Here is a 24,855-nt window from a genome sequence, read left to right on the forward strand (position 1 = left end):
CGGCAGACGCTGCGGGCAGAATCGCCGCTCACTTCGACGGAGCACGTGATGGAGCGCTGGCAGCCCGTGGTGGACGCCGCCGACCAGCTCGGCGAGTCGCCGTTCTGGCACCCGCACGAGCGGCGGCTGTACTGGATCGACATCCCCGGCCGCCGGCTGCGGCGGGTCGACCCGGCCGATGGCCGCGTGGACAGCTGGCCGGTGCCGCAGGATCCCGGCTGCATCGCGCCGGCGCGCAGCGGCGGGCTGGTGGTCGCGCTGCGTGATGGCATCTACCGCGCGCGCCGCTGGGGCGGCGACCTCGAGCTGCTGCAGCCGGCGCCCTACGACGCGGCCACCACGCGCTTCAACGACGGCAAGGCCGACCCGCGCGGCCGCTTCTGGGCCGGCACGCTGTTCGAGCCCAAGCATGCGGCACGCGCCGAGCTGTTCAGCCTGGAGGCCGGCGCGGCCCTGGCGCGGCTGGCCGGCGAGGCCACCACCGGCAACGGGCTGGCCTGGTCGCCGGCCGCCGACACCGTCTACTGGGCCGACACCCAGGCCCATGCCGTGCGCGCCTGGGACTGGGACGCGGCCGGCAACCGGCTGGCGCGCCCGCGCCTGTTCCACCAGTTCGCGCCCAAGCCGGCCGGCTGGCAGCCCGGCCAGCCGGGCTATGGCGGCCGTCCCGACGGCGCGGCGGTCGACCGCGACGGCAACTACTGGTGCGCGCTCTACGAGGGCGGCCGGCTGGTGCAGCTGTCGCCGGCCGGCACGCTGCTGCAGGAGCTGGCGACGCCGATGCCCTGCCCCACCATGCCGTGCTTCGGCGGCGACGACCTGCGCACGCTCTACCTCACCAGCGCCGGCAACCGGCCGGCGGCCGAACGGGCGCACTACCCGCTGTCCGGCCGGGTGGTGGCGACCCGGGTCGCGGTGCCGGGGCTGGCCGTCAATTTCTTCAGCGACTGACGGCAAAAAACTTCAGGGGCTGGCCGCCTGGCCGGCTCGGCGGCGGCGCTTACCATCGGGCGCATGGAAGCCGCCCTCACTGCCTGCATCGAGCGCATCCGTGCGGCGGCCGCGGCCGGCACGCCGCTGCGCCTGCGTGGCGGCGGCAGCAAGGATTTCTACGGCGACCGCCTGGAGGGCGAGCTGCTCGACACCCGCGGGCTGGCCGGCATCCGCAGCTACGAGCCGAGCGAGCTGGTGGTCACGGTGGGGGCCGGCACGCCGCTGGCCGAGCTCGAAGCCGTGCTGGCCGGGCGCGGCCAGTGCCTGCCGTTCGAGCCGCCACGCTTCGGCGGCGCGCCCACGGTGGGCGGCATGGTGGCGGCCGGCCTGTCCGGGCCGGCGCGCGCCAGCGTGGGCGCGGTGCGCGACTACGTGCTGGGGCTGTCGCTGGTCAACGGCCAGGGCGAGCTGCTCACGTTCGGCGGCCAGGTGATGAAGAACGTCGCCGGCTACGACGTCTCCCGGCTGATGGTCGGCGCGCTCGGCACGCTGGGCCTGCTCGTCGAGGTGAGCCTCAAGGTGCTGGCGCGGGCGCCGGCCGAGGCGACGCTGGCGTTCGAGCTGTCGCAGGCGCAGGCCCTGCAGCGCCTGAACGCCTGGGGCGGCCAGCCGCTGCCGCTGAACGCCAGCAGCTGGCACGAGGACAGCGGCCGCGGCACGCTGCTGCTGCGCCTGCGCGGCGCGGTGGCCGCGGTCGACGCCGCCTGCCGCACCCTCGGGGGCGAGCGCCCGGACGCTGCCGCCGCCGCGGCGCACTGGCAGGGCTGCCGCGACCAGCAGCTGCCCTGGTTCGCCGCCCGCGCCGGGCGCGACCTGTGGCGCCTGTCGGTGCCGCAGACCGCGCCCGTGCTGGAAGGGCCGGAGCCGCCGCTGGTCGAGTGGCATGGCGGCCAGCGCTGGCTGGCACTCGATCCGGCCGATGCGGCCGGCGCCGAGCGGCTGCGCCGGACCGCGCTGGCGGCCGGCGGCCATGCCACCCTGTTCCGCACCGCCACTGCCGGTGCGCAGCGGCGCTTCCAGCCGCCGGCGCCGCCCCTGGACCGGATCCAGCGCGAACTCAAGCGGCAGTTCGACCCGGCCGGCATCTTCAACCGCGGCCGCCTGGCCCCCGAGTTCTAGTCCCCGTGCAGACCCACCTGTCCCCCGAATTCGCCGGCACCGCCGACGGCCAGGACGCCGAGGCGATCCTGCGCAAGTGCGTGCACTGCGGCTTCTGCACCGCCACCTGCCCGACCTACCAGCTGCTCGGCGACGAGCTCGACGGCCCGCGTGGCCGCATCTACCTGATCAAGCAGGTGCTCGAGGGCGAGCAGCCGACCGGGAAGACCCAGCTGCACCTGGACCGCTGCCTCACCTGCCGCAACTGCGAGAGCACCTGCCCGAGCGGGGTGCAGTACGGCCACCTGGTCGACATCGGCCGCCGCATCGTCGAGGCCAAGGTGCCGCGCGGCGCCGGCGAACAGGCGCTGCGCTGGAGCCTCAAGGAGGGGCTGACGTCACCGCTGTTCGGGCCGGCGATGAAGCTGGGCCAGGCGGTGCGCGGCCTGCTGCCGGGCGTCCTCAAGGCCAAGGTGCCGGCGGCGCAGCCGGCCGGGCGCTGGCCGACGCGCAGCCATGCGCGCAAGGTGCTGATGCTGGCCGGCTGCGTGCAGCCGTCGATGGCGCCCAACATCAACGCCGCGACCGCCCGCGTGCTCGACGCCGCCGGCATCCAGGCGCTGCTGGCGCCGGCCGCCGGCTGCTGCGGCGCGGTGAAGTTCCACCTGAACGACCAGGCCGGCGGCCTGGAGCAGATGCGGCGCAACGTCGACGCCTGGTGGCCCTGGGTCGAGCGCGGCGAGATCGAGGCCATCGTCATGAACGCCTCCGGCTGCGGCGTGACGGTGCGCGAGTACGGCCACCACCTGAAGCACGACCCGCAGTACGCGGACAAGGCGGCCCGCATCAGCGGCCTGACGCGCGACCTCAGCGAACTGCTGCCGGCGATCGCCGGCGCGCTGCAGGGCAAGGTGCGCGCGCCCGAGGGCGTGCTGGCGTACCACCCGCCGTGCACGCTGCAGCATGGCCAGAAGCTGCGCGGCGGGGTCGAGACCCACCTGCAGGCGCTCGGCTTCGACGTGCGCGTCGCGCCGAACGAGGCCCACCTGTGCTGCGGCTCGGCCGGCACCTACTCCGTGCTGCACCCCGACATCGCCGGCCAGCTGCGCGACCGCAAGCTCGGCCACCTGGGCGCGCTGGCGCCGCGCGCCGTCCTGTCGGCCAACATCGGCTGCATCACCCACCTGCAAAGCGGCACCGCCACCCCGGTGCGGCACTGGGTCGAGGTGCTGGACGAGGCCATCGTCGCGGCCTGAGCCGGCCCCGGCGCGGCGCTCAGGCCGCCAGCGCCGCCTCGATGTCGGCGGCCAGCGAGGCCGGTGCGTCCTGGGGCGCGTAGCGCCGGATCACGCGGCCATCACGGCCGACCAGGAACTTGGTGAAGTTCCACTTGATGCCGGTGGTGCCCAGCAGGCCCGGCGCTTCCCGCGTCAGCCACTGGTAGAGCGGGTCGGCGCCGCCGCCGTTGACCTCGATCTTTTCCATCATCGGGAAGTCGACGCCGTAGTTGCGCTGGCAGAACTGCGCGATCTCGGCGTTGCTGCCCGGGTCCTGGGCGCCGAACTGGTTCGACGGGAAGCCCAGCACGACCAGGCCGCGCCCGGCGTACTGCTGGTGCAGCGCCTGCAGGCCGGCGAACTGCGGGGTGAAGCCGCAGGCGCTGGCGGTGTTCACCACCAGCAGCACCTGGCCTTCGTACTGGCGCAGCGGCACGGCCTGGCCGTCGATGCGGCGGACCTCGAAATCGTAGGCGGTGGTCATGCGGCCGATTGTGCGCGGGCCGGCCTGGCGGGCCCGGGGGCCGCCCAGGCCGACCATGCGGCCGCCGCGAGAATCAGCGCCCCGCCGGTCCAGGTGCGCGCCGCGAGCTCGGCCGCGCCGGCCGCGACCGAGGTGGCGCTGGCGAACAGCACCTCGGACAGCATCACCAGCGCCGTGGTCTGGGCCGGCAGCCGCGAGGCCCCGTATTGCAGCGCCGCATTGCCGACCAGGAACCCCAGGCTGAGCAGCAGGCCCACGCCCAGCGCCGGCAGCGGCAGCGCCGCCGGCGCGGCCACCGTGCCCTGCGCCAGCCCGACCAGGGCGGCGCCGCCGGCGGCCAGCGCGCCACCGGCGAACATGGTGGCGACCCGGGTGACGGCCGGGGCCGCCTGCAGCCGGCGCAGCAGGATGTTGGTGAGCGCGAAGCTGAAGCCGCCCAGCAGCGCGAGGAGGTCGGCCAGGCTCTCCGGCACCGGCCACGGCGTGCCGGGGGTCTGGAGGATCGTCACCACGCCGGCCAGTGCCACGCCCAGCCGCAGCAGCGCCGCCGGCGTCGGCCGCTCGCCCAGCAGCGGCCAGGCGAGCAGGACGCTCCAGGCCGGCATCAGGTAGAACAGCAGCACCACCCGGACCACGTCGCCGACGGTCACGGCCCAGTTGAAGCCGACGTTGGTCAGGCCGGCGGCGACCAGCAGCAGCCACAGCTGCGGCTGGCCGGCGGCGCCGCGCCAGGCCCGCGGCCACAGCGCCAGCAGGACGGCCAGCGACAGCACGTAGATCGCCGCGGTGGCCCACAGCGGGTGCAGGCCGTGCTGGTGCAGGTGGCGGAACGGCCACCAGGAGACGCCCCAGACGAACGCGTTGACGACCAGGGCGAGGGCGGCGGTGGCGCGGCCGTCAGGCCCCGCCATGGCCGGTGTCCTGGCGGGCGATGCGCAGCAGGTGATCGAGTTCCTCGCGGTGCTTCACGAGGTTGCTGGCGTGCCAGCGCTGGATCAGCCACATGGCGCCGGCCACCACCACCCCGAACACCGTGATGGCGCCGAAGGCCGACAGGCCCAGCCCGGCCGACAGGCTGTAGAAGGCACCCAGGCCGAGGATGCAGGCCTGCTCGTTGAAGTTCTGCACCGCGATCGAGCGGCCGGCGCCCATCAGGTTGTGGCCGCGGTGCTGCAGCAGCGCGTTCATCGGCACCACCAGGAAGCCGCCCAGGCCGCCCAGCAGGATGAGGAAGGGCGCCGCCACCCAGACGTTGCCGATGAAATTCATCAGGATGACCAGCAGGCCCATGGCGATGCCCATGGGCATGACGCTGGTGGCGCTATCCAGCCGCATGCGGGCCGAGGCGAGGACGGCGCCCACCGCCGTGCCCAGCGCCACCACGCCGGACAGGCTGGAGGCCTGGGTGGTGCTGTAGCCCAGGGCGGCGGCGCTCCAGGCCAGGATGATGTAGCGCAGGTTGCCCGAGACGCCCCAGAACAGGGTGGTGGTGGCCAGCGAGATCTGCCCCAGCTTGTCGCGCCACAGGCGCGAGTTGCAGGTCCAGAAGTCGGGCACCAGTTCCAGCGCGTTGCGCGGGATCGGCCGCATCTCGACCCCGGTGTGCGGGATGCGCGTGTTGAACCAGGCGGCCACCGCGTAGACCAGGATCAGCACCGCGATGGCCGCTTCGGGCGCCGTGTCGACCCCGGTGTCCATCATCGGGAAGTCCATCGCCAGCAGCCGGCCGGCGACCGCATGGCCCACCAGCTGGCCCCCGAGCAGGATGCCCAGGATGATGGAGGCGATGGTCAGGCCCTCGATCCAGCCGTTGGCCTTGACCAGCTGCGAGGAGGGCAGCAGCTCGGTGAGGATGCCGTACTTGGCCGGCGAGTAGGCCGCCGCGCCCAGGCCGACGATCGCGTACGCCATCAGCGGGTGGGTGCCGAACAGCATCAGCAGGCAGCCCACGACCTTGATCGCGTTGCTCAGGAACATGACCTTGCCCTTGGGCAGCGCATCGGCGAAGGCGCCCACGAACGGGGCCAGCACGACGTAGAACAGCGCGAACATGGGCACCAGCGCGGCGCGCTGCCATTCGGCGGCGCCGCCCGATTTCAGCAGTTCCACCGCGGCGACGAACAGCGCGTTGTCGGCGAGCGACGAGAAGAACTGCGCCGCCATGATGGTGTAGAAGCCGCGCTTCATTGTTTGGGCATGGTGCCCGGCGGCGGGCGCGATGCGGGGAAATTGACTGCTGCTGCCTCCAAGCCGACGGGTTATATCACGGGCGGTAATGCCAAAATCCTCGTCTTTCCCCTGAGCCCAGCCGCCCGATGCCGCGCCCGATCCTGGCCACCATCCATCCCCAGGCCCTGCGCCACAACCTCGATCGCCTGCGCCGCGCAGTGCCCGACGCCAAGCTGTGGGCAGTGGTCAAGGCCAACGCCTACGGCCACGGCATCGAGCGCGTGTTCGAGGGCCTGCGCGCCGCCGACGGCTTCGCGCTGCTGGATCTGCAGGAGGCCGAGCGGGTGCGCGCCCTCGGCTGGCGCGGCCCCATCCTGCTGCTCGAAGGCGTGTTCGAGGCGCGCGACCTGGAGCTGTGCTCGCGCCTGCAGCTGTGGCACGTGGTGCACTGCGAAGAGCAGATCGACATGCTGGCCGCGCACAAGACCCAGCAGCCGCACCGCGTGTTCCTGAAGATGAATTCCGGCATGAACCGGCTCGGGTTCCCGTCGGCCCACTTCCGCACCGCCTATGCGCGCCTGCAGGCGCTGCCGCAGGTCGACGAGATCTCGCTGATGACGCACTTCAGCGACTCCGATGCCGCGCGCGGCATCGCCCACCAGCTGAGCGCCTTCGCCGAGGCCAGCCGCGACCTGCCGGGCGAACGCTCGCTGGCCAACAGCGCCGCCGTCCTGCGCCATGGCCGCGACCCCGCGGTGCGGGCCGACTGGGTGCGCCCGGGCATCGCCGTCTACGGCAGCGCGCCCGACTTCCCCGAGCACGACACCGCGCACTGGCAGCTGCAGCCCACCATGACCCTGGCCAGCCGCATCATCGGCGTGCAGCAGCTGCAGCCGGCCGACACGGTGGGCTACGGCTCCAGCTTCGTGGCCGACGCGCCGCTGCGCATCGGGGTGGTCGCCTGCGGCTATGCCGACGGCTACCCACGCCACTGCACCACCGGCACCCCGGTGCTGGTCGACGGCGTGCGCACCCGGCTGGTCGGCCGGGTCAGCATGGACATGGTCACGGTCGACCTGTCGCCGGTGCCTGCCGCCGGCATCGGCAGCGAGGCGGTGCTGTGGGGCCGCTCGTCCTGCGGCGCCGTGCTGCCGGTCGACGAGGTGGCGCGCGCCGGCGGCACCGTGGCCTACGAGCTGCTGTGCGCGCTGGCACCGCGGGTGCCGGTGGTGGTCGAAGCCTGAAGGCGGACACCCGCACGCAGACGACGCAGAAGAAAGGACCGAACGCGCGGGCGTCGATCCACGGATCGCCTCTGCGCCTTCTGCGCAACCTTCGCGTCTTCTGCGGACGGTGTCTTGTGCGAACGGGTGTTCGGCTCCCTCAGCGCTTGCGCAACCCCAGCACGACGACAGCGCCGACCACGACCAGCGCGCCGACCACCTGGATCGGCGCGATGGACTGGCCCAGCACCAGCCAGCCGAGCACCAGCGCGAACACCGGCTCGACGTTCATGATGGCCGAATTGCCCACCACGCCCAGTTTGGGCAGCACGGTGAACATGATGGTGAAGGCGGTGCCGTAGAGGAAGGTGAGGGCGGCCAGCCCGCCCCAGCCGGCGGCGGCGTCGGGCAGGTGGAAGCCGCCCTGCACGCCGACGGTGGCCAGCGCCACCAGCGCGGCGCAGCCCATGGTGGTGGCGGTGCGCACCCGGCCGTCGACGTCGCCGGCCTCGTGCTGGGTGAGCACCAGCGCCAGGCCGAAGGTGGCGCCGGCCGCCAGCGCGAACGCCACCCCGGCGCCGATGCGACTCCACTGGCCGGCGGCGCCGAGCCCGGAGGCGGCGCCCAGCACGTCGAGCGCCAGCGCCAGCCCGAACAGGATCACCGACATCGCCAGCAGCGTCGCCGGCTCGGGCTTGTGGCGGTAGACCAGCGCCGACCACAGGGCGGTCCAGATCGGGTAGGTGTTGAAGGCCAGCAGCGCCAGCGCCACCGGCAGCCGCGCCACCGCCGAATACAGGCACAGGCTCTGGACGCCGATCAGCAGGCCGATGGCCGGCAGGAAGCGCCGCTGGCGCGTCGTGAAGCGCACCCGCACGCCCTGCAGCGCCAGGAGGGCGACGATGACGCCGGCCGTGACGGTGCTGCGGAACACCACCGCGGTGGCGACATCGACCCCGTGGTTGAACGCGATGCGCGCCGCCACGTGGTTGGCGCCCATCATCAGCGCGATCAGCAGCAGGGTGGCGAAGGCGGCGCCGCTGAGCGCGCGGCCGGACGGCAGGACGGCCGTCATGCCGGGTACAGCCCGTGCACGCGCGCGTGCAGCCGCGCCAGCCCGAGCAGCACGTCGGTGTACGGCGTCGCCACGCCGGTCAGCTGCCCGAGCTCGCGCACCACCGCCACCAGGGCGTCGAGCTCGACCGGCTTGCCGGCCTCCACGTCCTGCAGCATCGAGGTCTTGAAGGCCCCCAGCTTGCGGGTGACCTGGTGCCGGTCCTCCGGCAGCTGTTCGATCGGGATGCCGATGCGGGCGCCGATCTCGCGCGCCTCCAGCATCACGCTGGAGATGAAGCCGCGCACCAGGTCGTCGGCCATGATGCGGTCGGTGGTGGCGCCGGTGATGGCGCTGACCGGGTTGACGGTCATGTTGCCCCACAGCTTGTACCAGGCGTCGCGCTGGATCTGCGGCGACACCACCACCTCGTGGCCGGCCCGCTGCAGCAGCGCCGCCAGCGCGGACAGCCGCTCGCTGGCGCCGCCGGCCGGCTCGCCGACGATCAGCGTGTTGCCGAAGTGGTGCCTGACGCATCCCGGTTCGGTCAGCGCGCAGCTGGCGTGGACCACGCAGCCGATGATCTGGCGGCCGGGAATGGCCTGCGCGATGCGGCCCTCGGGGTCGACGGTGCGCAGCCGGGTGCCGGCCAGCGGGCCGCCGAAGCCCTCGAAGAACCACCACGGCACGCCGTTCATCGCCGTCAGGACCCGGGTGTCGGGGCCCAGCAGCGGGCCGATGGCCTGCGCCACCTCGGCCAGCGCCGGCGCCTTGACGGCGACCACCACCAGGTCCTGCACGCCGAGCTCGGCCGGGCTGCTGCTGGCGCGCACCGGCGCCGCCTGCAGCTGCCCGCCTTCCTCCAGCCGCAGCCCGTGGCGCTGCAGCGCCTGCAGCGTCGCGCCGCGCGCGACCACGCTGACCTGGGCGCCCGAGCGCGCCAGCCGGGCGCCGATCCAGCCGCCGATGGCACCGGCGCCGTAGATGCAAACCTTCATGGGATCAGGACTGGTAGGAGGGGTCGAGGCGGTCGATGCGGCGGGTGAGGGCGTCGAAGACGTCCTGGCCGGCGCCGAACTGCTGGTCGAACTGGAACGAGTCATGGGTGGTCTTGGCCGCCACCGCTTCGGGCACCGCGAGCGCCGGCCCGAGGGCGGCCTGGGCAAGCTGGATCTCGCAGGCGCGCTGCAGCGTCCACAGGCGCACGAACGCCAGCGGCAGCGTCGCCGCCCAGGCCAGCAGGCCGTGGTTGCGCAGGATCACCAGCGGCTTGTCGCCGATGTTGCGCAGCAGCCGGGGCGCCTCGTCGGCGTGGATGGTGATGCCCTCGAAGTCGTGGTAGGCCACCAGGCCGTGCAGCTGCGCCGAGTAGAAGTTGTTCTGCGCCAGCCCGGCGGCGGTGCAGGCCACCGCCAGGCCGGCGGTGGTGTGGGTGTGCATGACGCAGTGGGCGTCGGGCAGGGCGCCGTGGATCGCCGCGTGCACGGTGAAGCCGGCCGGATTCACCGGCCAGGGGCTGGCATCCAGCTTGTGGCCCTGCAGGTCGATCTTGAGCAGGTTGCTGGCGGTCACCTCGCCGTAGTGCAGCCCGAACGGGTTGATCAGGAACTGGCGCTCGCCACCGGTCACGCTGTCGGGCAGGCGCACGGTGATGTGGTTGTAGATCATCTCCGTCCAGCCGAGCAGGTCGAAGATGCGGTAGCAGGCGGCCAGCTGCACCCGGGCCTGCCATTCGTCCGGGTGCATCGCGGCCGGGCCCGGCCGGAGGACGGCGTTCATGGCGGCTCCGTCAGGCGTACGGGTTGGCGCCGGGGGCGGGCGTCGGCGCCGGCGCCGCCGCGCGGCCCTTGAACTTGGCCACCAGCGCCGCGGTGCCGCGCACCAGGATGCTGTTGTCCAGGCCGACGGCGACGAACAGCACGCCCAGGTCGATCCAGCGCTGCGACTGGGCATCGTCGGTCGACAGGATGCCGGCCGCCTTGCCGGCCTGGTTGATGCGGGCAACGGCGCCCTCGATGGTGCGCAGCACCTCGGGGTGGGCGGCGTTGCCGACGTGGCCGAGCGAGGCCGACAGGTCGGCCGGGCCGATGAAGACGCCATCGACCCCGTCCACCGCCAGGATCGCATCCAGGTTGTCCAGCGCCTGCTGCGTCTCCATCTGCACCAGCAGGCAGACCTGGTCGTTGGCTTCCTTGCCGTAGTTGGGATGGCGGCCCCAGCGCGAGGCGCGGGCGCCGGCCATGCCGCGCACGCCCTGCGGCGGGTAGCGCATGCTGCGCACGAGCTCGCGCGCCTGTTCGGCGGTGTCCACCATGGGCACCAGGAGGGTCTGCAGGCCGAGGTCGAGGTACTGCTTGATCAGCATCTGGCCGACATACCCGTGGCCCATGGCGACGCGGCCGATGGCGTGCGTGCCCGGGTAGCCGGCGATGATCTGCGCCGCCTGCAGGGTGCTGTTGAGGTCGTTGGGCGTGTGCTCGCCGTCGATCAGCAGCCAGTCGAAGCCGGCGCCGGCGCAGATCTCCGAGGCATAGGGACTGGCCAGGCCCTGCCAGAGGCCGATCTGCACGCGGCGCTCGCGCAGGGCTTGCTTGAACGGGTTGACGGGTGTCTGCATGGGGTGTCCCCTCGAAGGCTAGTGGAACTGGAAGTCGAGGCGGCCGAGCGGGCCGTAGTCGGCCTCGAAGCGGTCGCCGGCGCGGGCCGCGACCGGACGGGTGAACGAGCCGGCCAGCACCACCTCGCCGGCCTGCAGGCTCTCGCCCCAGGGCGCGAGCTTCATCGCCAGCCAGGCCACCCCGATGGCCGGATGGCCCTGCACGCCGGCCGCCAGCCCGGTCTCCTCGACGGCGCCGTTCTGGCGCAGGATGGCGCCGACCCACGGCAGGTCGATGGCGCGCGGGGCGACGCGGGTGCCGCCCAGCACGATGCCGGCGTTGGCCGCGTTGTCGCTGATGGTGTCCTGCACCTTGCGCATCGCCCGCGTGTGGCGGTCGAACTGCTCGATGCGGGCGTCGATGATCTCGAAGGCCGGGGTGACGTAGTCGGTGGCGTCCAGCACGTCGTCGATGGTGACCTTGCAGCCTTCGAGCGTGCGCTTGAGCACGAAGGCCAGTTCCACCTCGACCCGCGGCGCGATGAAGCGCTGCGCCGGGATGGGGCCGGGCTCGAAGAACATGTCGTCCAGCAAGGTGCCGTAGTCGGGCTCGTCGATCTGGCTGGACAGCTGCATGGCGCGCGAGGTCAGCCCGATCTTGTGGCCGCGCACCGTGCGGCCGGCGGCGATCTTGTGCGCCACCCAGGCGCGTGAGACGGCGTAGCCGTCCTCCACCGTCATGCCGGGGAAGCGCTTGGAGAAATGCTCCACCTGCACCCGGGTGCGCTCGGCGGTGTCCAGTTCCTGCGCCAGCTGCGCGATGTGGTCGGGCGTGAACATGGTCAGGTCTGGCTGGCGAAGTGGGGATGCAGCGTGCTGTGCTTGCCGTCGTAGACCTGGCCCGGACTCTCGTCGACCTGCACCGTCAGGCCCACCAGGCCCTGCTCGAACAGCGGCGCCAGGTGCGCCTTGGCGGCGGCCAGCACGGCGTCGCCGGCGCCCTGCTTGACCGCGTCGCTGCGGCCGCTGGCCATGCGCAGGTTCAGGTACAGGAAGGCGTAGTCGCCCTTGCCGTCGGCCACCGCGTAGTGCGCCGCCGGATAGGCCAGCACGCGGGTGCCGCCGGTCGGGAACACCTGCCGGCCGGCTTCGTCGCGCACCTGCAGCATGGCGTCGGCCAGCGTGCGGCACAGCGCGCCCATGTCGGTGCGGGCGTCGACGTTGGGGGTGTAGAGGATGACGAGGTGCGGCATGGGGGTCAGGCGGCAAGCGGGGTGACGGGGAAGATGGCGTTGATCTGGCCGGTGCCCGAACTGCCGAAGTAGGGCGTCACGATCTCGACCGGGGCCTGGTAGCGGTCCCAGCCCAGCAGTCCCAGCAGCATCGCGGTGTCGTGCATGTCTCCTTCGCCCCAGCACTTGTCGGCATACATCGGCAGCATGCCGATGAAGGTGGCCCAGTCGCCCTGCTGCCACAGCTGCACCACGCGACGATCGACCTGCTCGAGGAAGGGGTCGTAGACCTTGTGCATGAACTCGGGCGCGCGGCCATTGTCGGCGAAGTGGTGCGACAGTGACCCGCTGGCGAACACCGCCACCGTGCCGTCGTAGTGGTCCTCGATGGCGCGCCGCACCGCGGCGCCGAAGCGCCCGGACTCGTGCAGGTCGTGCCAGTCGCACCAGCCGCTGATGCTGATGACCTTGTAGTGCTGGTCGGCGTTCATGTAGCGCATCGGCACCAGGGTGCCGTACTCCAGCGACAGCGTGGTGTCCGAGTGGGCGCGGGTCTTGACGCCCATGGCGTTCGCCGCGTCGGCGATCAGGTGGCCCAGCCCGGGGTTGCCCGGGTAGGCATAGGGCAGGTTCTTGATGAAGTGGGGCAGCTCGTTGCTGGTGTAGACGCCCTCGAACGCCGGCCCGCAGTTGATGTGGTATTCGCTGTTGACCTGCCAGTGCACATCGAACACCACGATGGTGTCCACGCCGAGCGTGCGGCAGCGCCGGTCGATCTCCTGGTGCCCGGCGATGGCGGCGTCGCGGCAGCCGAAGTGCGGGCCGGGAAACTCCGACAGGTACATCGACGGCACGTGGGTGATCTTGGCGGCGAGGGCGAGGGTGCCCATGGTCAGGCTCCCCAATGGGGGATGTGGTGACTGCCGAGCGAGACCGCGATGTTCTTCGGCTCCAGGAACACCTCGTGGCTCCAGGTGCCGCCCTCGCGGCCGGTGCCCGAGGCCTTGGTGCCGCCGAACGGCTGGCGCAGGTCGCGCACGTTCTGGCTGTTGACGAAGCACATGCCGGCCTCCACCGCCGCCGCCACCCGGTGGGCGCGGCCGATGTTCTCGGTCCACACGTAGCTCGACAGGCCGTACTGGGTCGCGTTGGCGATGCGGATCGCGTCGGCCTCGTCGTCGAACGGAATCAGGCAGGCGACCGGGCCGAAGATCTCGTCCTGCGCGATCTGCATCCGGTTGTCGACGTCGGCGAACACGGTGGGCAGCACGTAGTTGCCCTTCTTCACCCGGTCCGGCAGCAGCGGGGCATCGAGCCCGCCGCACAGCAGCGTGGCGCCTTCCTTGGGCCCGAGCTCGATGTAGCGCCGCACCTTGGCCAGGTGGCCGGGCGAGATCATCGGGCCGACGATGGTCTTGTCGTCGCGCGGGTCGCCCACCGTGATGCGCTTGGCGCGCTCGACGAACTTCTGCACGAAGTCGGGGTAGGCCGACTTCTGCACCAGGATGCGGCTGCCGGCGGTGCAGCGCTCGCCGTTGTTGGAGAAGATCATGAACACGGCGGCGTCGAGCGCGCGCGCCATGTCGGCGTCGTCGAAGATGACGAACGGCGACTTGCCGCCCAGCTCCATGCTGAACTTCTTCAGGCCGGCCTGCTGCACGATGCGGTTGCCGGTGGCGGTGGAACCGGTGAACGAGATCGCCCGCACGTCGGGATGCCGCACCAGCGGCTCGCCGGCGTCCTTGCCGTAGCCGTGCACGATGTTCAGCACCCCGGCCGGGATGCCGGCTTCCAGCGCCAGCTCGCCCAGCCGGGCGGCGGTCAGCGGCGACAGCTCGCTCATCTTCAGCACGGCGGTGTTGCCGAACGCCAGGCAGGGCGCGGTCTTCCAGGTCGCCGTCATGAACGGCACGTTCCACGGCGAGATCAGCGCGCAGACGCCGACCGGGTGGAACAGCGTGTAGTTCAGGTGGGTGTCGGTCGGGTAGGTGTGGCCGTCGACCCGCACGCACATCTCGGCGAAGTAGGCGAAGTTGTCGGCCGCGCGCGGCACCAGCTGCTTGCCGGTCTGGGCGATCACCTGGCCGGTGTCGTCGGTCTCGGTGCGCGCCAGTTCCGGCACGTGGGCGGTGATCAGCTCGCCCAGCCGGCGCACCAGCCGGGCCCGCTGCGGCGCCGGCAGCGCCGCCCAGGCCGGGAAGGCGGCCTTGGCGGCGGCGACCGCGGCGTCCACTTCGGCCGCGCCGCCGCTGGCCACCTCGGCCAGCACCTCCTGGGTGGCCGGGTTGACGGTCTCGAAGTAGTCGCGGCCGGCGACGGTCTTGCCGCCGATCAGGTGGTCGATGCGCATGGGTCTCCTTCCGCGGTCCGCACGCCGCCCTCCAGGGCGATCACGGCGTCCAGCAATTGGTACAGGTGTTCCAGGTTGGCGGCGCCGAGCGAGCGCTCCATCCAGGCGTAGTGGGCCTCGACCGTGTGCGACAGCTTGTCGACCAGCCGGCGGCCCTTGGCGGTGGCCTCCACCACGCTGCGGCGCTGGTCGGCGGGGTCGCGCTCGCGGCGCACCAGGCCGTCGCGCTCCATTCGCGCCAGCACGCCGGTCAGGCTGGGCCCGGAGATGAAGGCCTCGCGCGCCACCCGGCCGGTCTCGACGGTGCCGTGCTCGCCCAGCACCCGCAGCACCCGCCACTGCTGGTCGGACAGGCCGTGGCCGCGCAGGCTCGGCCGGGTGTGGACCATGACGGCCTCGCGCGCCTGCAGCAGCAGGCGGGGCAGGTTGCGGTGCTTGAACGAGGTCGCCATGGGCTCGGGCAGTTATTTCACATATTAAATGATTGGCTGCACCCCGGCAATCGGGGATTGCCGCCGGGCCGGCGGCGGGGGGTCTGGGTACAGTGGCGCAGCACTTCCAACCTTCCAAGCCCAACCGACATGGACCTCCACATCGCCGGCCGCAAGGCCATCGTCTGCGCTTCCTCGCAGGGCCTGGGCCGGGCCTGCGCCCTGTCGCTCTCCCGCGAGGGCGTCCAGGTGTTCGTCAACGGCCGCACAGAAGACAAGCTGCGCGCCACCGCCGCGGCGATCCAGGCCGAGACCGGCCACCCGGTGGTGCCGGTGGTGGCCGACATCATGACCGAGGCGGGCCGCGCCACCCTGGTGGCCGCCTGCCCCGACGCCGACATCCTGGTCAACAACAACGCCGGCCCGACGCCCGGCAAGTTCGAGGACTGGGCGCGCGAGGATTACCTGCAGGTGTTCGAGCAGAACATGCTGCCGGCCGCGCTCCTCATCCGCGCGCTGCTGCCCGGCATGCGGGCGCGCCGGTACGGCCGCATCGTCAACATCACCTCGGCGATGGTGAAGTCGCCCAATCCGCACCAGGGCCTGTCGACCGCGGCGCGCACGGCGCTCACCGCCCTGTGCAAGGCGATCTCGCGCGAGGTGGTGGTGGACAACGTCACCATCAACAACCTCTTGCCCGAGCGCATCGACACCGGCCGCCAGCAGTACCTGATCGAGCGCCAGGCCAGGATCGACGGGACCACGCTGGAGGCGGCGCGCGCCAAGCTGGTCGACACCATCGCCGCCAAGCGCTTCGGCCGGCCGGAAGAGTTCGCCGACCTCTGCGCCTACCTGTGCAGCGAGCAGGCCTCGTTCATCTGCGGGCAGAACATCCAGGTCGACGGCGGCTCCTACCGCGGCATCGTCTGAGCGGGGGCTTGGCGCCGGCGCGCTGCCGGTTTCGGCGGGCCGGCGTGTAATGGCGGCGCGTGCCGCGCGACCCACGCGCACCCGCCACCTTCCGGAGCCCGCCATGCCCCTGCGCCTGCGCCTGCGCCACCTCATCCTGGGCGCCGCCCTGCCGCTGTCCGCCGCGGCGGCGGCCGCCAGCTGCGAGGCGGTCTCGCGGCCGCAGCTCACCCCGGTGATCGAGCTGTACACATCCGAGGGCTGCAGTTCCTGCCCGCCGGCCGACCGCTGGCTGAGCGGGCTGAAGCCGGCGGCGGCCCAGGGCCGCGTGGTCGCCCAGGCCTTCCACGTCGGCTACTGGGACAACCTCGGCTGGGTGGACCGCTTCGCGCTGGCCGCCGCCACCGCCCGCCAGCGCGAACTGGCGGCCGCCAACCAGCTGCGCTCGATCTACACGCCGCAGCTGGTGCGCAATGGCCGCGACTGGCGCGACTACGACTCGGCCCTGCTCACCCGCGCCGAGCCGGCCCGCGCCAGCATCCGGCTGCTGCAGCGCGGCCCCGACCTGTTCGAGGCCACGGTGGTGCCGACGGCGCCGGACCAGCCGTGGGCGGCCTACTGGACGCTCACCGAGCATGGCCATGCGAGCAAGGTCAGGGCGGGCGAGAACGCCGGCGCCGAGCTGCGCCACGACTTCGTGGTGCGGCAGTACGTGCCGGCCGGCACCCGCACCGGCACCCAGCAGCTGCAGCTGCGCACCATCGCGCGCGACGGCGACGCACCGCGCAGCGCCAACCTGGTGGTGGTCGACCCGGCGACGCTGCAGCCGCTGCAGGCCCTGAGCCTGTCCTGCCCGGGCTGACCGGCCGGGCGCATCTCCTGCGCCCGCAGGGGGCCGCGGCGCGGGGCCTCGCCTACACTGCCGCGCGTGGCCAAGGACAAGACGACTTACAGCTGCAGCGACTGCGGCGGCAGCACACCCAAGTGGCAGGGCAAGTGCCCGCACTGCGGTGCCTGGAACACCCTGATCGAGACCGTGGCCGAGGCGCCGGCGGCGCAGCGGCACCGCTTCGCCGCGCTGGCGCCGACCGCCGCGGTGGCGGTGCTGGCCGACATCGAGGCGGCCGAGGTGCCGCGCACGCCCACCGCCATCGACGAACTGGACCGGGTGCTGGGCGGCGGCATCGTCGCCGGCGGCGTGGTGCTGATCGGCGGCGACCCCGGCATCGGCAAGTCCACCCTGCTGCTGCAGGCGCTCGACGGGCTGCAGCGCGCCGGCGTGCCGACGCTGTACGTCACCGGCGAGGAGTCGGGCGCGCAGGTGGCGCTGCGCTCGCGCCGGCTCGGGCTGGAGCGCTCCCAGGTGCAGGTACTGGCCGAGATCCAGCTGGAGAAGATCCTGGGCACCCTGGCGTCCAGCCAGCCGGCGGTGGCCGTGATCGACTCGATCCAGACCGTCTACTCCGACCAGCTCACCTCGGCCCCGGGCTCGGTGGCCCAGGTGCGCGAGTGCGCGGCCCACCTCACGCGCGCCGCCAAGGCCAGCGGCACCACCATCGTGCTGGTCGGCCACGTCACCAAGGAAGGCGCGCTGGCCGGCCCGCGGGTGCTGGAGCACATGGTCGACACGGTGCTGTACTTCGAGGGCGACACCCACTCCAGCTTCCGGCTGGTGCGCGCGATCAAGAACCGCTTCGGCGCGGTCAACGAGATCGGCGTGTTCGCCATGACCGACAAGGGCCTCAAGGGCGTGGCCAACCCGAGCGCCATCTTCCTGTCGCAGCACGCCGAGCCGGTGCCCGGCAGCTGCGTGCTGGTCACCCTGGAGGGCACGCGCCCGATGCTGGTGGAGATCCAGGCCCTGGTCGACAGCGGCGGGCCCAGCCCGCGCCGGCTGTCGGTCGGCCTGGAGCGCGACCGGCTGGCGATGCTGCTGGCGGTGCTGCACCGGCATGCCGGCGTCGCCTGCATGGACCAGGACGTGTTCGTCAACGCCGTCGGTGGGGTGCGCATCAGCGAGCCGGCGGCCGACCTGGCGGTGATGCTGGCCATCACCTCGTCGCTGCGCGGCAAGCCGCTGCCCAAGGGCTTCATCGCCTTCGGCGAGGTCGGCCTGGCCGGCGAGGTGCGGCCGGCGCCGCGCGGCCAGGAGCGCCTGCGCGAGGCCGCCAAGCTCGGCTTTTCGGTGGCGGTGGTGCCGCGCGCCAACGCGCCCAAGAAGGGCAGCCGCGACCTCGAGGGGCTGGTGATCCACCCGGTCGACCGCATCGAGGAGGCGCTGGAGATCGTCCGCGGGCTGGGCTAGGGCGGGGCGGCGACAATCGCTGCCCATGAATTTCCAACGCATCCTGGTTCCCCTGGCCGGCGTCGCCGTGGCCGTGCTCGCCTGGCGCGCCTACGGCTGGCCCGGCGTCGCCATCGCGCTCACCGGCATTGTCATGTGGGCGCTGCTGCACTTCACCCGCCTGACCCAGGTCCTCAAGCGCGCCGGCGAGCGGCCGATCGGCTACTGCGACAGCGCCGTGATGCTCAACGCCAAGCTGCGCCCCGGCCTGACGCTGCTGCACGTGATCGGCATGACGCGGGCGCTGGGCGAGCAGCTCTCGCCCAAGGACGCCCAGCCCGAGGTGTACCGCTGGACCGACGGCTCGGCCTCGCACGTCACCTGCGACTTCGCCCACGGCAAGCTGGCGCGCTGGGAGCTGCACCGGCCCGATCCGGGCGCCGCCGGGGGCGCGGGGCCCGACCGGTAAAATCGCCGGTTTCCCCGATTACCCGAAGGACCGATTCCATGAGCGTCATCCCCTCCATGGCCGACCGCGACGGCAAGATCTGGATGGACGGCGAGATGGTGGACTGGCGCGACGCCAAGATCCACGTGCTGACCCATACGCTGCATTACGGCTGCGGGGCGTTCGAGGGCGTGCGCGCCTACAACACCGTCGACGGCACCGCCATCTTCCGGCTGCAGGAGCACACCGACCGCCTGTTCAACAGCGCCAAGATCCTGCGCATGCAGCTGCCCTTCAGCAAGGAGCAGGTCAACGAGGCGCAGAAGGCCGTCGTCAAGGCCAACAAGCTGGAGAGCTGCTACATCCGTCCGCTCACCTGGATCGGCTCGCAGAAGCTGGGCGTCAGCCCGAAGGGCAACACCATCCACCTGATGGTGGCGGCCTGGGCCTGGGGCGCCTACCTGGGCGAGGAGGGCATGAAGCGCGGCATCCGCGTCAAGACCTCCAGCTACACCCGCCACCACGTCAACATCACGATGACGCAGGCCAAGGCGGTGTCCAACTACAGCAACTCCATCCTGGCCAACATGGAGGCCCTGGACGACGGCTACGACGAGGCGCTGCTGCTCGACAGCTCGGGCTTCGTCAGCGAGGGTGCCGGCGAGAACGTGTTCGTGGTCAAGGACGGCGTGGTCTACACGCCCGACCTGTCGGCCGGTGCGCTCAACGGCATCACCCGCAACACCGTGCTGCACATCTGCAAGGACCTGGGCATCGAGCTGGTGCAAAAGCGCATCACCCGCGACGAGATCTACATCGCCGACGAGGCCTTCTTCACCGGCACCGCCGCCGAGGTCACGCCCATCCGCGAACTCGACCGGGTGCAGATCGGCATCGGCTCGCGCGGCCCGGTCACCGAGAAGATCCAGTCGGCCTTCTTCGACATCGTCAACGGCCGCAACCCCCAGTACGCCCACTGGCTCACGAAGGTCTGAAGTGAACGCTCCCGCCCGCAAGGAAGCCGTCGTCGAACTGCTCGCCAAGGACCTCAACGGCAACGGCGGCATCTTCTGCCCCAGCCCGGTCGCCGGCATGCAGCTGTGGAACACCCACCCGCGCGTGTTCCTGGACATCACGCACGGCGGCGGCGGCGCGGCCAAGTGCCCGTACTGCGGCACCGTCTACAAGCTCAAGGCCGGCGAACAGGCTGGCGGCCACCACTGACCCCTGCGCCGTGACGCGCACGCTGGTCATCGCCCCGCAGTGGATCGGCGATGCGGTGATGACCGAGCCGCTGCTGCGCCGGCTGCATGCGCGCGGCGAGCAGCTCACGGTCGGCGCCGTGCCCTGGGTGGCGCCGGTCTACCGGGCCATGCCCCAGGTCGGCGCCGTGGTCGAATTCCCGTTCCAGCACGGCGGGCTGCAGTTCGCGGCCCGGCGCCGGCTGGCGCGCGAACTGGACGGCCGCTTCGACGCCGCCTACGTGCTGCCCAACTCGCTCAAGAGCGCGCTGCTGCCGTTCCTGGCCGGCATCCCGCGCCGGGTGGGCTACCTCGGCGAGGCGCGGGTCGGACTGCTGACGCACCGGCTGCGCAATCCCAAGGGCAAGCCGCCGATGGTGGCGTTCTATTCGGCTCTCAGCGGCGACACCGCGGGGCTGGAGCAGGACGTGCCGCGGCTGCAGCTGGCCGCCGCCGCCATCGACGGCGCGCTGGCGCAGCAGGGGCTGGCGCGCGGCGGCTACCTGGTGTTCGCGCCGGGCGCCGAATTCGGCCCGTCCAAGCGCTGGCCCGAGGCCCACTACGCGCAGCTGGCCGCCGGCCAGGCGCTGCCGGTGCTGCTGCTCGGCTCGGCCAAGGATGCGCCGGTGGCCGAGGCCATCGTGCAGGCGTCCGGCGGCCGGGCCCGCAACCTGGCCGGCCGCACCGGCCTGGCCGAGGCCTTCGCCTTGATCGCTGGCGCCCGCGCCATGGTCAGCAACGACTCGGGCCTGATGCACGTGGCGGCCGCCTTCGGCGTGCCGCAGGTGGCCCTGTTCGGCTCCTCCAGCCCGCTGCACACGCCGCCACTGAACGAACACGCGCAAATCCTGTGGCTCAAGCAGGACCCGGCCTACCAGCCGCCGCTGGACTGCGCGCCCTGCTTCCAGCGCGAGTGCCCGCTGGGCCACCACCGCTGCCTGGTCGACCTCGGCCCGGCCCGGGTGGCGCAGGCGCTTCAGGCCGCCAGCAGGTCCTGAAGCCGCGCCAGCGCCGTCGACGGCGCGCCGTTCCAGACCAGGTGGGTGCGGTTGCGCCGGATGCGCGCCGGCAGCTCGTGCTGCCGCACGTCGCCGGCGCTGCGCAGCGCCGCCAGCAGCGAGCGCGGCACGATGGCGAAGCCGGTGCCGGCGGCCACGCAGGCGATCATGGCCTGGTAGGACGCGAACTCCAGCGTGCGCGCCGGCATCACCGCCGCCGCCCCCAGCCAGTCCTCGATGCGCTTCCTGTACGAGCAGCCGTTGGCGAACGCGATCAGGGTGCGGCCGGCCAGGTCCTGCGCGCGCCGCACGGTGTCCAGTTCGCGCGGCGTGACCAGCACCAGCTCCTCCTCGTAGACCGGCTGCGACGCCAGCCCGGGGGCGGTGAACGGCTCGGAGACGAAGGCGGCCTCGAGCTCGAAGCCGGCGACGCGCTGGACCAGCGCGCCGGTGGTGCCGGTGGCCAGCTCGACCACCACGCCCGGGTGCTGCTGGTGGTAGCGCGCCAGCAGCGGGCCGAGCCGGCTGCCGGCGGTGCTCTCGAGCGAGCCGATGCGCAGCACGCCGCGCGGCCCCTCGGTGCGCAGCGCCGTCTCGGCCTCGTCGGCCAGCCGGAACAGCCGCTGGGTGTAGGACAGCAGCAGTTCGCCCTCGGGCGACAGCACGATGGAGCGGCCCTGCTTGCGGAACAGGGTGCGCCCGAGCCGCTGCTCGAGCTGCTTGATGCGGGTGGTGACGTTGGACTGCACCCGGCCCAGCTTGCCGGCCGCGCGGATGATGCCGCCCTCCTGCACCACGGTGCGGAAGATCTCCAGCGAGTCGAGGTCGAGTGTTCTCATGGGGAGAATGGTCCTTCACGAAAATTCATTTGTGGGCCGACTCCATTCTCGGTGTAATCGCGCCGTGAGTCCCCATCGCACCACCCCTGCCGCCCCGCTGCCGCCCTGGATGATCGGCCTCGCCGGGCTGCTGTCGCTGGCGGTCGCGATGGGCATCGGGCGCTTCGCGTTCACGCCGCTGCTGCCGCTGATGCTGCAGGCCGGCCAGCTCGACGTGGGGGCCGGCGGCTGGCTGGCCGCCGCCAACTACGTCGGCTACCTGGTGGGCGCGCTCACCGCCTCGCGCACCGGCTGGCCGGCCGCCCGGCTGGCGCTGGTCGCGCTGGTCGGCACCGCGCTACTGACGGCGGCGATGGCGCTCGGCGGCCCGGTGCCCTGGCTGGCGGCCTTGCGGCTGCTGGCCGGGATCGCCAGCGCCTGGGCCTTCGTCGCCACCAGCATCTGGTGCCTGGCCGCGCTGGCGGCCCACGGCGCCACGCCCTGGGCCAGCGCCCTGTACGCCGGCGTCGGCCTGGGCATCGCCGTGGCCGGGCTGGACTGCCTGGTCGGCGCCAGCGCCGGTTGGAGCGCCGACGCGCTCTGGATCCAGCTCGGCGTCCTGGCCGCGCTGCTGGTCGCGCCGGTGGCCTGGGTGCTGGTCCGCCTGCCGGCGGCGCCGACCGGCCGCGCGGCCGGCGCGCCGGCCCCCCTGCCGGCCGGCAGCCGCGGGCTGGTCGCGGCCTACGCGATGCTCGGCTTCGGCTACATCCTGCCGGCGACCTTCCTGCCGGCGATGGCGCGCACGCTGGTCGACGACCCGCGCCTGTTCGGCCTGGCCTGGCCGGCCTTCGGCGCCACCGCCGCGCTGTCGACGCTGGTGGCCGCGCGCGCGCTGCGGCGGCTGCCGCGGCTGCAGCTGTGGGCCGCCGCGCACGTGCTGATGGGCCTGGGCGTGCTGCTGCCGAGCCTGTGGCTGACCGGCTGGTCCATCGCCGCCTCGGCGCTGCTGGTCGGCGGCACCTTCATGGTGGTGACGCTGGCCGGCGTGCAGGAGATCCGGGCCCGCGCGCAGGGCGACGCCACCCGCCTGGTGGGCTGGATGACCACCGCCTTCGCGCTCGGCCAGATCGCCGGCCCGGTGGCCTCCGCCCTGCTGCTGCGGCTGGCGCCGGCGCATGGCCTCGACCTCGCCCTGCAGGCCGGCGCGGCCAGCCTGTTCGCCAGCGCCGCCTGGCTGTGGCGCGCCGCACCCTGTCCCGCTTCCCCTTCGCCGGAGACCCTCCATGCCCGCTGACACCACCGCCCCCGACTTGCGCCAGGGCTCCGCCACGCCCTGGCGCGAGCGCATGCCGCTGCCTCCATCCGAGGCCATGAGCGAGGCCCAGCGGGCGGCGGCGCAGGCGCTCATCGACGGCCCGCGCAAGGGCGTCTACGGCCCGTTCCTGCCCCTGCTGCGCAGCCCCGAGCTGCTCGACCGCGTGGCCCGCATGGGCGAGTACCTGCGCTTCGGCAGCGTGCTGCCGGCGCGGGTGCGCGAATTCGCCACCTGCATCGCGGCCCGCCATGCCGGCAACCAGTTCGAGTGGCACATGCATGCACCGCTGGCCCAGCAGGCCGGCGTCGAGGCCGCCGTGCTGGACGCCCTGCGCCAGGGCGCGCGCCCGGCCGGGCTGGCCGGCGACGATGCGCTGGTGCTGGACTTCAGCGGCGAGCTGCTGCACCAGCACGGCTGCAGCGAGCCGACCTATGCCCGGGCGGTCGACCGCTGGGGCGAGCAGGGCGTGGTGGAACTCACCGCGCTGCTCGGCTACTTCGTGCTGGTGTCCTGGGTGATGAACGTGGCCCACACGCCGGCGCAGTCAGCGGCCGGCGCGGCGCTGCCGCCGTTCCCGCTCTGACCCGGCCGCGGCGGCCAAAAAAGAACCGCCCCGTCGGGGCGGCTGCGAGGGATCCCGGCTGGGATCCGCTGGGGAGACCGCTCTCCCCGGGGCCGGGCCATGGCGCGTGACAGCGTCGGAACGGACTTTAGTGGCGTGCCCGCGCGGCGGGCGGCGGCCTTACAAAACGGAACAAAGGCGCCCGGCTCACAACGGCAGTTGCAGCACGAAGCAGGCGCCACCGCCGGCGCGCGCCTCGCAGTGCACGCTGCCGTGGTGGCGCTGGGCGATCGAGCGGACCAGCGCCAGCCCCAGCCCCACGCCGCCTTCGCGCTCGCTGGCCCCCGGCAGGCGGTAGAACGGCTCGAAGATGCGCTCGCGCTGCTCGGGCGGCACGCCCGGCCCGCGGTCGCAGACCTGCACCACGGCGCGCCCGCTGTCGCGCCGCACCGCCACCTCGACCGGCCCGTCGGTGTAGCGGCGCGCGTTCTCCAGCAGGTTGCGCACCGCCCGGCGCAGCAGCTTGGACACCCCCTGCGCCACCACCTCGCCGCCGGCCTCGTCGGCCGCCAGCTCGGCCCCGGCGCGCGCGCATTCCTCGGCGACCAGGCCCAGCAGGTCGACCGTCTCGACCGTGCCGACGTCGCTGGCGCGGGCGTCCAGCCGGCTGGCCAGCAGGATCTCGTCGATCAGCTGGTCGAGCTCGCCGATGCTGCGCAGCATCTCGTCGCGCTGGGCCGGGGTGGGTGCGCCCTCCATCAGTTCCAGGCCCATGCGGATGCGCGCCAGCGGCGAGCGCAGCTCGTGCGAGGCATTGGCCAGCAGCGACTTGTGGCTGCGCAACAGCGTCTCGACGCGCTCGGCGGCCTGGTTGAAGCGATGGCCCAGGAACGCCACCTCGTCGTGGCCGCTGACCTCGACCCGCGCGCCCAGGTCGCCCTGGCCCCAGCGCTCGACGCCGCTGCGCAGCGTCTCCAGCCGCTTGGTCAGGCGGCGGATGATGGGATAGGTGGCGATCGCGACCGCCAGCGCCGTGATGCCCAGCATCCACAGCAGGCCGGTGTTGCCGCGCGGCCAGGGCCGCGGCGGCGGGCGTTCGCCGGGGCCGCGCGGGCGCGGCGGCAGCTGCACGACCACCGTGCTGCCGTCGTTCATGGCGACCTGGAACTCGACCCCCTGGCCGGGCGAGCGGATCGGACGCGTGCGCGCCTGGCCCAGGATGTCGCCGTCCTCGCTGCGGATGATGACGTCGCGCGGCGGCGCCTGGTCGGCCGTCAGCCGTACCAGCCAGCCGAACGCGAAGGTGAGCACGAACACGCCGGCCACCACGGCCAGCCAGATGCGCAGGTAGAGCGGGAAACGCAGCTTCACAC

The 24,855-nt window shown here is 72.8% G+C and carries 27 protein-coding genes; 13 read left to right on the forward strand and 14 right to left on the reverse strand.

Annotated features, from left to right (window positions below; all coding sequences use genetic code 11):
* Positions 1-48: 48 nt before the first annotated feature.
* The 3 genes from GON04_RS00895 to glcF all read left to right on the forward strand — a co-directional run bounded on the left by GON04_RS00895 (position 49) and on the right by glcF (position 3,347).
* Positions 49-951, forward strand: coding sequence for an SMP-30/gluconolactonase/LRE family protein (locus GON04_RS00895; protein WP_157396117.1), 903 nt, complete (start codon positions 49-51; stop codon positions 949-951).
* Between the two features lie 63 nt (positions 952-1,014).
* Complete coding sequence (gene glcE / locus GON04_RS00900; protein WP_157396118.1) at positions 1,015-2,112, forward strand: glycolate oxidase subunit GlcE; 1,098 nt, start codon at positions 1,015-1,017, stop codon at positions 2,110-2,112.
* Positions 2,113-2,117: 5 nt separating this feature from the next.
* Entirely contained in the window at positions 2,118-3,347 is a 1,230-nt protein-coding gene (gene glcF, locus GON04_RS00905) for a glycolate oxidase subunit GlcF (RefSeq protein ID WP_181653567.1), read from the forward strand.
* A gap of 19 nt (positions 3,348-3,366) precedes the next feature.
* On the opposite strand, the gene GON04_RS00910 is transcribed toward glcF, so the two are convergent.
* From GON04_RS00910 to lplT, 3 genes are read right to left on the reverse strand one after another with little or no spacing between them, the layout of a single operon-like run.
* Positions 3,367-3,852: a glutathione peroxidase gene (locus tag GON04_RS00910; RefSeq protein WP_157396119.1), complete on the reverse strand. Its 486-nt coding sequence runs from the start codon at positions 3,850-3,852 to the stop codon at positions 3,367-3,369.
* Positions 3,849-4,763 (reverse strand): EamA family transporter, encoded by a 915-nt coding sequence (locus GON04_RS00915; RefSeq protein WP_157396120.1) that lies wholly within the window; start codon positions 4,761-4,763, stop codon positions 3,849-3,851. The genes GON04_RS00910 and GON04_RS00915 overlap by 4 nt, the downstream gene beginning before the upstream one ends.
* Positions 4,750-6,039, reverse strand: a complete 1,290-nt coding sequence (gene lplT, locus GON04_RS00920) for a lysophospholipid transporter LplT (RefSeq protein WP_157396121.1) — start codon at positions 6,037-6,039, stop codon at positions 4,750-4,752. The genes GON04_RS00915 and lplT overlap by 14 nt, the downstream gene beginning before the upstream one ends.
* Before the next feature lie 128 nt (positions 6,040-6,167).
* On the opposite strand from lplT, the gene alr reads away from it, so the two are divergent.
* Positions 6,168-7,265 (forward strand): alanine racemase, encoded by a 1,098-nt coding sequence (alr, locus tag GON04_RS00925; RefSeq protein ID WP_157396122.1) that lies wholly within the window; start codon positions 6,168-6,170, stop codon positions 7,263-7,265.
* A gap of 139 nt (positions 7,266-7,404) precedes the next feature.
* Here the strand turns inward: alr and GON04_RS00930 are convergent, their stop codons facing one another.
* From GON04_RS00930 to hpaR, 9 genes are read right to left on the reverse strand one after another with little or no spacing between them, the layout of a single operon-like run.
* Complete coding sequence (locus tag GON04_RS00930) at positions 7,405-8,319, reverse strand: EamA family transporter (RefSeq protein ID WP_157396123.1); 915 nt, start codon at positions 8,317-8,319, stop codon at positions 7,405-7,407.
* On the reverse strand, positions 8,316-9,296 hold the full coding sequence (locus GON04_RS00935) for a 2-dehydropantoate 2-reductase (RefSeq protein WP_157396124.1): 981 nt from the start codon (positions 9,294-9,296) through the stop codon (positions 8,316-8,318). The genes GON04_RS00930 and GON04_RS00935 overlap by 4 nt, the downstream gene beginning before the upstream one ends.
* 4 nt (positions 9,297-9,300) lie before the next feature.
* Complete coding sequence (locus GON04_RS00940; protein WP_157396125.1) at positions 9,301-10,077, reverse strand: class II aldolase/adducin family protein; 777 nt, start codon at positions 10,075-10,077, stop codon at positions 9,301-9,303.
* A gap of 10 nt (positions 10,078-10,087) precedes the next feature.
* Positions 10,088-10,915 (reverse strand): aldolase/citrate lyase family protein, encoded by an 828-nt coding sequence (locus GON04_RS00945; RefSeq protein WP_157396126.1) that lies wholly within the window; start codon positions 10,913-10,915, stop codon positions 10,088-10,090.
* An 18-nt stretch (positions 10,916-10,933) separates the two neighbouring features.
* Complete coding sequence (gene hpaH / locus GON04_RS00950) at positions 10,934-11,734, reverse strand: 2-oxo-hept-4-ene-1,7-dioate hydratase (protein WP_157396127.1); 801 nt, start codon at positions 11,732-11,734, stop codon at positions 10,934-10,936.
* Between the two features lie 2 nt (positions 11,735-11,736).
* The gene (locus GON04_RS00955; RefSeq protein ID WP_157396128.1) at positions 11,737-12,147 is read right to left on the reverse strand and encodes a 5-carboxymethyl-2-hydroxymuconate Delta-isomerase; all 411 of its coding nucleotides are present in this window, start codon (positions 12,145-12,147) and stop codon (positions 11,737-11,739) included.
* 5 nt (positions 12,148-12,152) lie between these two features.
* Positions 12,153-13,016: a 3,4-dihydroxyphenylacetate 2,3-dioxygenase gene (gene hpaD, locus GON04_RS00960; protein ID WP_181653568.1), complete on the reverse strand. Its 864-nt coding sequence runs from the start codon at positions 13,014-13,016 to the stop codon at positions 12,153-12,155.
* 2 nt (positions 13,017-13,018) lie between these two features.
* Positions 13,019-14,476, reverse strand: a complete 1,458-nt coding sequence (hpaE, locus tag GON04_RS00965; RefSeq protein WP_157396129.1) for a 5-carboxymethyl-2-hydroxymuconate semialdehyde dehydrogenase — start codon at positions 14,474-14,476, stop codon at positions 13,019-13,021.
* Entirely contained in the window at positions 14,458-14,928 is a 471-nt protein-coding gene (gene hpaR, locus GON04_RS00970; protein ID WP_157396130.1) for a homoprotocatechuate degradation operon regulator HpaR, read from the reverse strand. The genes hpaE and hpaR overlap by 19 nt, the downstream gene beginning before the upstream one ends.
* Before the next feature lie 129 nt (positions 14,929-15,057).
* On the opposite strand from hpaR, the gene GON04_RS00975 reads away from it, so the two are divergent.
* The 7 genes from GON04_RS00975 (at position 15,058) to waaF (ending at position 20,787) form a co-directional block, all read left to right on the forward strand.
* Positions 15,058-15,837, forward strand: a complete 780-nt coding sequence (locus tag GON04_RS00975; RefSeq protein WP_157396131.1) for an SDR family oxidoreductase — start codon at positions 15,058-15,060, stop codon at positions 15,835-15,837.
* Positions 15,838-15,940: 103 nt separating this feature from the next.
* The gene (locus GON04_RS00980) at positions 15,941-16,678 is read left to right on the forward strand and encodes a DUF1223 domain-containing protein (RefSeq protein ID WP_157396132.1); all 738 of its coding nucleotides are present in this window, start codon (positions 15,941-15,943) and stop codon (positions 16,676-16,678) included.
* Between the two features lie 66 nt (positions 16,679-16,744).
* Positions 16,745-18,121, forward strand: a complete 1,377-nt coding sequence (radA, locus tag GON04_RS00985) for a DNA repair protein RadA (protein WP_181653569.1) — start codon at positions 16,745-16,747, stop codon at positions 18,119-18,121.
* Positions 18,122-18,146: 25 nt separating this feature from the next.
* On the forward strand, positions 18,147-18,569 hold the full coding sequence (locus GON04_RS00990; protein WP_157396133.1) for a glycerate kinase: 423 nt from the start codon (positions 18,147-18,149) through the stop codon (positions 18,567-18,569).
* A 38-nt stretch (positions 18,570-18,607) separates the two neighbouring features.
* Positions 18,608-19,543, forward strand: a complete 936-nt coding sequence (locus tag GON04_RS00995) for a branched-chain amino acid transaminase (RefSeq protein ID WP_157396134.1) — start codon at positions 18,608-18,610, stop codon at positions 19,541-19,543.
* Between the two features lies 1 nt (position 19,544).
* Positions 19,545-19,772: a zinc-finger domain-containing protein gene (locus tag GON04_RS01000; protein ID WP_181653570.1), complete on the forward strand. Its 228-nt coding sequence runs from the start codon at positions 19,545-19,547 to the stop codon at positions 19,770-19,772.
* Between the two features lie 10 nt (positions 19,773-19,782).
* Complete coding sequence (gene waaF, locus GON04_RS01005; protein WP_181653571.1) at positions 19,783-20,787, forward strand: lipopolysaccharide heptosyltransferase II; 1,005 nt, start codon at positions 19,783-19,785, stop codon at positions 20,785-20,787.
* On the opposite strand, the gene GON04_RS01010 is transcribed toward waaF, so the two are convergent.
* The gene (locus GON04_RS01010) at positions 20,766-21,626 is read right to left on the reverse strand and encodes a LysR family transcriptional regulator (RefSeq protein ID WP_157396135.1); all 861 of its coding nucleotides are present in this window, start codon (positions 21,624-21,626) and stop codon (positions 20,766-20,768) included. The two genes, waaF and GON04_RS01010, sit on opposite strands and share 22 nt — an antisense overlap.
* A 64-nt stretch (positions 21,627-21,690) precedes the next feature.
* Between GON04_RS01010 and GON04_RS01015 the strand changes: the two genes are divergently transcribed.
* Together GON04_RS01015 and GON04_RS01020 are read left to right on the forward strand one after the other, a co-directional pair.
* On the forward strand, positions 21,691-22,899 hold the full coding sequence (locus GON04_RS01015) for a YbfB/YjiJ family MFS transporter (RefSeq protein ID WP_198349179.1): 1,209 nt from the start codon (positions 21,691-21,693) through the stop codon (positions 22,897-22,899).
* A complete protein-coding gene (locus tag GON04_RS01020; protein WP_157396137.1) occupies positions 22,889-23,503 on the forward strand; it encodes a carboxymuconolactone decarboxylase family protein in 615 nt (204 codons plus the stop codon). Before GON04_RS01015 ends, GON04_RS01020 begins: the two co-directional genes overlap by 11 nt.
* 186 nt (positions 23,504-23,689) lie before the next feature.
* Here the strand turns inward: GON04_RS01020 and GON04_RS01025 are convergent, their stop codons facing one another.
* Positions 23,690-24,853, reverse strand: coding sequence for an ATP-binding protein (locus tag GON04_RS01025; protein ID WP_181653572.1), 1,164 nt, complete (start codon positions 24,851-24,853; stop codon positions 23,690-23,692).
* Positions 24,854-24,855: the final 2 nt, after the last annotated feature.

Origin of the sequence: Ramlibacter pinisoli (assembly GCF_009758015.1) — a bacterium.
In the GTDB taxonomy this organism is placed as follows: Bacteria; Pseudomonadota; Gammaproteobacteria; order Burkholderiales; family Burkholderiaceae_C; genus Ramlibacter; species Ramlibacter pinisoli.

Coding starts and splice junctions, on each gene's coding strand:
- hpaD (WP_181653568.1), bottom strand. CDS start 13,016: ATGGGCACCCTCGCCCTCGCCGCCAAGATCACCCACGTGCCGTCGATG.
- GON04_RS00895 (WP_157396117.1), top strand. CDS start 49: ATGGAGCGCTGGCAGCCCGTGGTGGACGCCGCCGACCAGCTCGGCGAG.
- GON04_RS00955 (WP_157396128.1), bottom strand. CDS start 12,147: ATGCCGCACCTCGTCATCCTCTACACCCCCAACGTCGACGCCCGCACC.
- lplT (WP_157396121.1), bottom strand. CDS start 6,039: ATGAAGCGCGGCTTCTACACCATCATGGCGGCGCAGTTCTTCTCGTCG.
- GON04_RS01010 (WP_157396135.1), bottom strand. CDS start 21,626: ATGAGAACACTCGACCTCGACTCGCTGGAGATCTTCCGCACCGTGGTG.
- hpaH (WP_157396127.1), bottom strand. CDS start 11,734: ATGTTCACGCCCGACCACATCGCGCAGCTGGCGCAGGAACTGGACACC.
- hpaR (WP_157396130.1), bottom strand. CDS start 14,928: ATGGCGACCTCGTTCAAGCACCGCAACCTGCCCCGCCTGCTGCTGCAG.
- GON04_RS00915 (WP_157396120.1), bottom strand. CDS start 4,763: ATGGCGGGGCCTGACGGCCGCGCCACCGCCGCCCTCGCCCTGGTCGTC.
- GON04_RS00945 (WP_157396126.1), bottom strand. CDS start 10,915: ATGCAGACACCCGTCAACCCGTTCAAGCAAGCCCTGCGCGAGCGCCGC.
- alr (WP_157396122.1), top strand. CDS start 6,168: ATGCCGCGCCCGATCCTGGCCACCATCCATCCCCAGGCCCTGCGCCAC.
- GON04_RS00930 (WP_157396123.1), bottom strand. CDS start 8,319: ATGACGGCCGTCCTGCCGTCCGGCCGCGCGCTCAGCGGCGCCGCCTTC.
- GON04_RS00980 (WP_157396132.1), top strand. CDS start 15,941: ATGCCCCTGCGCCTGCGCCTGCGCCACCTCATCCTGGGCGCCGCCCTG.
- GON04_RS00910 (WP_157396119.1), bottom strand. CDS start 3,852: ATGACCACCGCCTACGATTTCGAGGTCCGCCGCATCGACGGCCAGGCC.
- hpaE (WP_157396129.1), bottom strand. CDS start 14,476: ATGCGCATCGACCACCTGATCGGCGGCAAGACCGTCGCCGGCCGCGAC.
- GON04_RS00940 (WP_157396125.1), bottom strand. CDS start 10,077: ATGAACGCCGTCCTCCGGCCGGGCCCGGCCGCGATGCACCCGGACGAA.
- GON04_RS00935 (WP_157396124.1), bottom strand. CDS start 9,296: ATGAAGGTTTGCATCTACGGCGCCGGTGCCATCGGCGGCTGGATCGGC.
- GON04_RS01020 (WP_157396137.1), top strand. CDS start 22,889: ATGCCCGCTGACACCACCGCCCCCGACTTGCGCCAGGGCTCCGCCACG.
- GON04_RS00990 (WP_157396133.1), top strand. CDS start 18,147: ATGAATTTCCAACGCATCCTGGTTCCCCTGGCCGGCGTCGCCGTGGCC.
- glcE (WP_157396118.1), top strand. CDS start 1,015: ATGGAAGCCGCCCTCACTGCCTGCATCGAGCGCATCCGTGCGGCGGCC.
- GON04_RS00995 (WP_157396134.1), top strand. CDS start 18,608: ATGAGCGTCATCCCCTCCATGGCCGACCGCGACGGCAAGATCTGGATG.
- GON04_RS00975 (WP_157396131.1), top strand. CDS start 15,058: ATGGACCTCCACATCGCCGGCCGCAAGGCCATCGTCTGCGCTTCCTCG.